This is a genomic window from Streptomyces sp. NPDC047525 (assembly GCF_040643025.1).
Taxonomy (GTDB): domain Bacteria; phylum Actinomycetota; class Actinomycetes; order Streptomycetales; family Streptomycetaceae; genus Streptomyces; species Streptomyces durmitorensis.
This window is the reverse complement of sequence record NZ_JBEYTL010000037.1, coordinates 21383-28008: the sequence shown is the minus strand read 5'-3', so window position 1 is coordinate 28008 and position 6626 is coordinate 21383. Positions and strand designations below refer to the sequence as shown.

Here is a 6626-nt window from a genome sequence, read left to right as displayed (position 1 = left end):
GATCTGGGCGACGGCCGAACTCCTCGAACAAGTGGTGCGGTCGGCGGCGGACATGGTGGAAGTCCATACGCCCTACTCGCCAGCTACGGGGGAGCATGACATTCGCTGGGGTCGGCAACTCGACGTGCATCCGATCCGCAGCGACGCGTTCACAGAATCCGCGGTGACCGACAGCGCCGTTGCCGCCTACGTCGCAAAGTACGTCTCCAAGTCGGTCGGAGACTCAGGCGGCGTTGATTACCGCATCACTGATGCCGAGAGCATCCGACTCGCCCCGGTCAACGCACATGTGCGCGCCCTCATGGGGGTCTGCTGGCGCTTGGGCGGCCTGCCCGAACTGGCTGGCCTCCGCCTGCGCTCCTGGACACACACGCTCGGCTACAGGGGGCACATCCTCACCAAATCCCGCCGCTACTCCACCACTTACGGAGCGCTGCGCACCGTACGGGCAGAACACCAAAGCGGCGGCGCAGGGATACCCGACGGCGCAGTCACCGACTCGGCTTGGCACTACGTCGGCTCAGGTCACACCCTCGCTGAGGCTGACATAGCGGCGGGCATCGCTGAAGACCTCGCACTGTCCAAACGGCTGGCTGCAGAGGTACTTGAAGGCGGGGAGGTGTGGCCGTGAGGGGCGGCAGCAACCTGCTGATGACCCCGGATGAGGCGGCTTCAGAGCTGGGGGTGACCAAGCGCGTCCTCATGGACTCGTACCGACGTTGGGGCATCCCGTTCCTGAAGGTCGGCAAGCATGTCCGGTTCCGAACTCGCGACCTACACAACTGGGTTGACGCCCGTATGCAGGGTGGCTAGGTTCCCGACCGATCGCTAACCCATCAACATGTGGAGGGTAAACAAGCGTGGCAACCATCAAGAAAGTTGACTGCACCTGCCCCCGGCGCAAGAAACCGACGTGCCCCCACAAGCCGTACCGCGTGTCGTACCGAGAGCCCGGGGGCAGGGCGGGCAAGCCGCGTCAGGTGTCCTTCAAGAAGCTCGAAGACGCAGAGGCATTTGCGGTCAAGGTCGAGCGGGACAAGGACTTAGGGACGTACATCAACCCGAAGGCGGGGCAGAGGACGTTCGAACAGATCTGGCACGAGTGGGTTGCGGCGGGAACGCTCGAAGAGTCCTCGAAGAGGAACTATCAGAGTGTCTTCGACAACCACTATGGGCCGTTCTTCGGGAACAAGCCCGTCGGCAGTATCACCCCGTCAACCGTTCAGGACTGGGAGGCAGACCAGAGGGAGAGGGGCTACAAGGAAACCGGCATCAACGGACGTAAGAACGTGCTCTCGTCCGTCTTCAACTACGCGGTGTCGGCTGAGCTGATCGGCCGGAACCCGTGCAAGAAGGCGAACCCTCGCAGGCGTCCGGGGCAGTCCATGACCCCGGTCACCGACGACGACATTCCGAGCATGGAAGAGGTGCTAGGGATCATCGCGGAGACCCCGAAGCTGATCCGCGCTGCCTTCTGGGCCATGGCGGGCTGCGGGACGCGTCCGGGAGAGTCGCTGGCACTGGCGGAGGAGTCGATGGACTGGGAACGCAGCATCCTGGTGGTGGATCACCAGGTCTCGGCCTACGGCTGCCAGGAGATCTCCGGCTACCGGCGTGGTGTGAAGAGGGGCACGAAGCACCGCACCTTTGATCAGGCGCGGCAGGCGCCGGTGCCGGAGTCGATCAATGAGATCTTTAACGATCACATCGACACGTTCGGAACGTGGGGTGACCGGGACTGGTTCTTTGAGTCCCCTCGCCTCAGCGATCGCCACCCGTCGTACGACTGGTTCCTGTCTCAGTTCAAGGCGGCGGCCAAGGCTGCTGGGACTCCGCAGTACACGCCGAAGAGCTTCCGGCACTTCTTCGTCTCGGAGGCCATCCACGCTGACATCCCGCTCTTCGAGGTGGCGGCCTGGGTGGGGCATCGCTCTACCAGGACGACGGAACTCGTCTACGGGCACCTGGTGCGCAGAGCCATGGAACGGGGTGCCCGCACCATGCACAACCGATTGGGGCTGAAGCTGAGCCCCTTTAAAGGCCTCATCGTCCCGCCTCAGCTGACCCCCTCAGAGGGGGATGCCGAGGACTGGGACGACGTGGCCTAGAGGATTCGCCGTGATCGTGTGTCGACCTGGTGCAGACTTCGAGCCTGGAAAGCCAACCCGTCAGGTGCGTCCAGCCTCGGCTGAAGCGTTCAGGATGTTCACACTTCGAAACAGTGCGGACGGGCATCCGTGAGACACAGCGGCAACCTGTCCCGGTTGGGCCTTTCCGCAGTTGAAAGCCCCTCCTAGTACGTACGTCTGGGGTCCTCCAACCTTCTCCATGGAGCCCCAGAACTCAGGGGTGATTCCCTGATAGGCAACATCTCGGAGCTGCCCTGCAAGGCGGCCGTTCCGGATGAGGTATGCCCTCTGCTGTGTGAACTGGAAGTTGTACCTCTGCATGTCGATCGACCAGGACCGGTCGCCTACGACATAAATGCCCCGATCGACGCCCCCGATCAGGTCCTCCGTGGAGAGCCCGCCGGGATCCGGCTGGAGCGACACGTTCGCCATCCGCTGCACCGGCACGTGCCCGGGGGAGTCCGCGTAGGCGCAGCCGTTGGAGCGCTCGAAGCCGGTGAGCCTCGCGATCCGCCGGTCCAGCTGGTAGCCGACCAGGGTGCCGTCCTTCACCAGGTCCCAGGACTGCGCGGCCACGCCCTCGTCGTCGTACCCGATGGTCGACAGGCCGTGCTCGGCCGTCCTGTCGCCCGTCACATTCATGATCGACGAGCCGTACGCGAGCTTGCCGAGCTGGTCGAAGGTGGCGAACGACGTCCCCGCGTACGCCGCTTCGTAGCCGAGCGCGCGGTCGAGCTCGGTGGCGTGGCCGATGGACTCGTGGATGGTCAGCCAGAGGTTCGAGGGGTCGACGACCAGGTCGTACGAACCGGCCTCCACGCTCGGCGCCCGCATCTTCTCGGCGAGGTGCTCGGGGATGCGGGCCAGCTCCGCGTCCCAGTCCCAGCCGGTGCCCGTGAGGTACTCCCAGCCGCGCCCGACCGGCGGCGCGATGGTCCGCATCGAGTCGAACTCGCCGCTCGTCTCGTCGACCGCGACCGCGGTGAGCTGCGGGTGGAGCCGGACCCGCTGCTGCGTGGTCACCGTCCCCGCCGTGTCCGCGTAGAACTTGTTCTCGTGCACGGTCAGCAGCGAGGCGTCGACGTGCGAGACGCCGTCGGCGGCCAGGAGGCGGGAGCTCCACTCGGCGAGCAGCCCGCTCTTCTCCTCGTCCGGCACGGAGAAGGGATCGATCTCGTACGAGGAGATCCACGTCCGGTCCGCGTGCACGGGCTCATCGGCGAGCTCCACCCGCTCCTTGGACCCCGCGGCCTTGATGACTTTGGCCGAAAGCTTCGCCATCGCCACGGCCTGGGACGCGACCTTCGCCGCCGCGTCCATCGTCAGATCGACGCCCGATGCGAACCCCCAGGTCCCGCCGTGCACGACACGGACCGCGTAGCCGAGGTCCGTGGTGTCCGACGTGCCGGACGGCTTGGCGTCCCGCAGCCGCCAGGACGCGCTGCGCACCCGCTCGAAGCGGAAGTCCGCGTGGTCGGCGCCCAGGGCACGCGCGCGGGCCAGCGCGGCGTCGGCGAGAGCCCTGAGCGGCAGCGCCGTGAAGGCTTCATCGATGGAATGAGGCACGGATGTCTCCCTGCTGTCGGCACCGGTCGGTCAGATCATGTCGCGCGTGAGGGCCCGGCGGCCAGAGTTTTCTGTAGGGACCCGACAGTGAGTCCGGTAAGCCACTGTCGGTCGTCGATTCTCCGTATGGAGCACCGTACCGATAGGTTTTCGAGGTACCAGACCGCTATCGAAAGGGTGATCCGTTGAGCCGCTCGGTTCTCGTCACCGGAGGAAACCGGGGCATCGGCCTCGCCATCGCCCACGTCTTCGCCGACGCCGGCGACAAGGTCGCGATCACCTACCGCTCGGGTGAACCGCCCCAGGCCCTCACCGACCTCGGAGTCCTCGCCGTCAAGTGCGACATCACTGACACCGAGCAGGTGGAGCAGGCCTACAAGGAGATCGAGGAGAAGCACGGTCCGGTGGAGATCCTGGTGGCGAACGCCGGGATCACCAAGGACCAGCTCCTCATGCGGATGTCCGAGGAGGACTTCACGTCCGTCCTGGACACCAACCTCACCGGCACCTTCCGTGTCGTGAAGCGCGCCAACCGCGGCATGCTGCGCGCCAAGAAGGGCCGCGTCGTGCTGATCTCCTCCGTCGTCGGCCTGATGGGCGGCCCGGGGCAGGCGAACTACGCCGCCTCCAAGGCGGGCCTGGTCGGCTTCGCGCGCTCGCTCGCCCGGGAACTCGGGTCGCGCAATCTCACTTTCAACGTCGTGGCGCCCGGTTTCGTCGACACCGACATGACCAAGGCGCTCACCGACGAGCAGCGGTCGAACATCATGGCGCAGGTGCCGCTCGGCCGTTACGCGCAGCCCGAGGAGATCGCCGCCGCGGTGAAGTTCCTCGCCTCGGACGACGCCTCGTACATCACTGGAGCCGTCATCCCGGTTGACGGCGGATTGGGCATGGGTCACTGATCACCATGAGCGGAATTCTCGACGGCAAGAAGATTTTGATCACGGGCGTTCTGATGGAGTCCTCCATCGCGTTCCACGCGGCCAAGGTCGCGCAGGAGCAGGGCGCCGAGGTCATCCTCACCGCCTTCCCGCGCCCCACGCTCACTGAGCGCATCGCCAGGAAGCTGCCCAAGCCCGCCAAGGTCATCGAGCTCGACGTGACCAACCAGGAGCACCTGGACCGGCTCGCGGGCCTGGTCAAGGACGAGCTCGGCGGCCTCGACGGCATCGTGCACTCCATCGGCTTCGCTCCGCAGGGTGCCTTCAACTTCCTCGAGGCGACCTTCGAGGACGTCTCGACGGCGATGCACGTCTCGGCGTTCTCCCTGAAGTCGCTCACCATGGCCTGCCGCCCCCTGATGCCGAACGGCGGCTCCGTCGTGGGGCTGACCTTCGACGCGCAGTTCGCCTGGCCGAAGTACGACTGGATGGGCCCGGCCAAGGCCGCCCTCGAGGCCACCTCGCGCTACCTCGCCCGCGACCTGGGCAAGGAGAACATCCGCTGCAACATGATCTCCGCGGGTCCGATCGGCTCCATGGCGGCCAAGTCCATCCCTGGCTTCGCCGACCTCGCGGACGTCTGGAACACCCGCTCCCCGCTGGACTGGGACATGGCCGACCCCGAGCCCGCGGGCCGCGGCATCGTCGCGCTGCTCTCGGACTTCTTCCCGAAGACCACGGGCGAGATCATCCACGTCGACGGCGGCGTGCACATGATGGGTGCCTGAGCAGGCATTACGTACGTTTCTGACGCCCCGTCCCCGCGATGAGCGGGCGGCGGGGCGTCACCCGTTCGGTCCACCGGCCAGGCGGGGCCGGGGCACAGGCGCGCACCCTGAGGTGTGCGCCCGTCACCTCCTGCGGTGCTCGCCGCTCTCACCCTGCTGATCGCCCTGCCGTACGGCGCCGCGTCGCATGCCGTCGGAGAGGCGAAGCCTCCACGCGCGCGCGTGGAGGCCGTCGAACCGCGGCCGTTCGGCTCCGAGTGCCGCACCAGCGTCGAGGGTTCGGAAGCGGTCGTCCACTGCCACAACCCGTACCCCGAGACCGACCGGGTCCGGCTGCACGTGGAGTGCGAGCAGTGGTGGGACATCGACAGCGACGGAGTCTTTGTGGAGGCCGGGCCCGCCGAGACCGTGCGGCTCGCCGGACGGTGCTGGAAAGAGATCCGGTCGGTGTGGGTCAGCCACCAGAAGTGAACAGCTCCGGGCGGCACATGAACGGGTAGGCGGCGGCTTCCTTGGCGGCCGCCTCCGCGTCGTTCTCCCGGATCGCGTCGACGAGCCGGGCGTGGTCCATGTGGCTCTCGGGGGTCAGTTTCTCGCCGACGTCCTCGCGCAGCCAGTCCCGCATGACCTCGCCGAGGTCGGCGTACATCGCCGTCATCACGTCGTTGTGGGACGCGGCCACGACGGCCAGGTGGAAGGTGGCGTCGGCCGCCACGAAGGCCTCGGCGTCACCGGTCGCCCAGGCCTCCTCGCGGCGCTCCAGAAGGGCGTCGAGCTGCTTGAGGTCGCGCTCGGTGCGCCGCTGCGCGGCCAGCTTCGCCGCGCTCGACTCCAGGGCGCTGCGCAGCTCCGCGATGTGCCGCGGATCCGCGTCGGCGAACCTGCGCTGCATCACGCCGGCCAGTTCGCTCTCCGCGACCACATACGTGCCGGAGCCCTGGCGGATGTCGAGGAGGCCGTTGTGCGCGAGGGCGCGGACCGCCTCCCGGACGGTGTTGCGTGCCACGCCCAGCTGCTCGACCAGCTCGGGCTCGGTGGGGATGCGGGAGCCGACCGGCCACTCTCCCGAGGAGATCTGGTTACGCAGCTCGGCGATGACCTGTTCGGAGAGCGCCGAGCGGTGAGGGGTGGTCAGCGGCATGACGTTCCTTCGTGCGCGATGTGACGGAGACAGGAGACAGGAGGCAGGGGGACAGGGGGACTGAGGGCAACAGTGGCAGCGGTGTGACGGAAACAGACACTACAGATTGGACAGCCAA

Annotated in this window: 8 protein-coding genes; 6 read left to right on the top strand and 2 right to left on the bottom strand. The window is 66.9% G+C overall.

The annotated features are described in order from the left end of the window. The 3 genes from ABZ833_RS44990 to ABZ833_RS44980 form a co-directional block, all read left to right on the top strand. A partial coding sequence (locus tag ABZ833_RS44990; protein WP_361059731.1) for a replication initiator occupies positions 1-631 on the top strand: 631 nt, incomplete at its 5' end. Between the two features lie 20 nt (positions 632-651). Then, positions 652-813 carry an excisionase family DNA-binding protein gene (locus ABZ833_RS44985; protein WP_361059734.1) on the top strand — a complete coding sequence of 54 codons (162 nt, stop codon included), beginning with the start codon at positions 652-654 and terminating at the stop codon, positions 811-813. Between the two features lie 47 nt (positions 814-860). Then, entirely contained in the window at positions 861-2108 is a 1248-nt protein-coding gene (locus ABZ833_RS44980) for a site-specific integrase (protein WP_361059728.1), read from the top strand. Positions 2109-2168: 60 nt separating this feature from the next. Here the strand turns inward: ABZ833_RS44980 and ABZ833_RS44975 are convergent, their stop codons facing one another. Next, positions 2169-3695 (bottom strand): TldD/PmbA family protein, encoded by a 1527-nt coding sequence (locus ABZ833_RS44975; protein ID WP_361059725.1) that lies wholly within the window; start codon positions 3693-3695, stop codon positions 2169-2171. A gap of 185 nt (positions 3696-3880) precedes the next feature. On the opposite strand from ABZ833_RS44975, the gene fabG reads away from it, so the two are divergent. From fabG to ABZ833_RS44960, 3 genes are all read left to right on the top strand, one after another. Beyond that, complete coding sequence (gene fabG / locus ABZ833_RS44970; RefSeq protein WP_361059722.1) at positions 3881-4600, top strand: 3-oxoacyl-[acyl-carrier-protein] reductase; 720 nt, start codon at positions 3881-3883, stop codon at positions 4598-4600. Positions 4601-4605: 5 nt separating this feature from the next. Then, on the top strand, positions 4606-5367 hold the full coding sequence (fabI, locus tag ABZ833_RS44965; protein ID WP_361059719.1) for an enoyl-ACP reductase FabI: 762 nt from the start codon (positions 4606-4608) through the stop codon (positions 5365-5367). A gap of 135 nt (positions 5368-5502) precedes the next feature. Then, positions 5503-5838 carry a hypothetical protein gene (locus ABZ833_RS44960; RefSeq protein ID WP_361059716.1) on the top strand — a complete coding sequence of 112 codons (336 nt, stop codon included), beginning with the start codon at positions 5503-5505 and terminating at the stop codon, positions 5836-5838. On the opposite strand, the gene ABZ833_RS44955 is transcribed toward ABZ833_RS44960, so the two are convergent. Next, positions 5822-6508, bottom strand: coding sequence for a FadR/GntR family transcriptional regulator (locus tag ABZ833_RS44955; protein ID WP_249590754.1), 687 nt, complete (start codon positions 6506-6508; stop codon positions 5822-5824). The genes ABZ833_RS44960 and ABZ833_RS44955 overlap by 17 nt on opposite strands. Positions 6509-6626 lie beyond the last annotated feature (118 nt).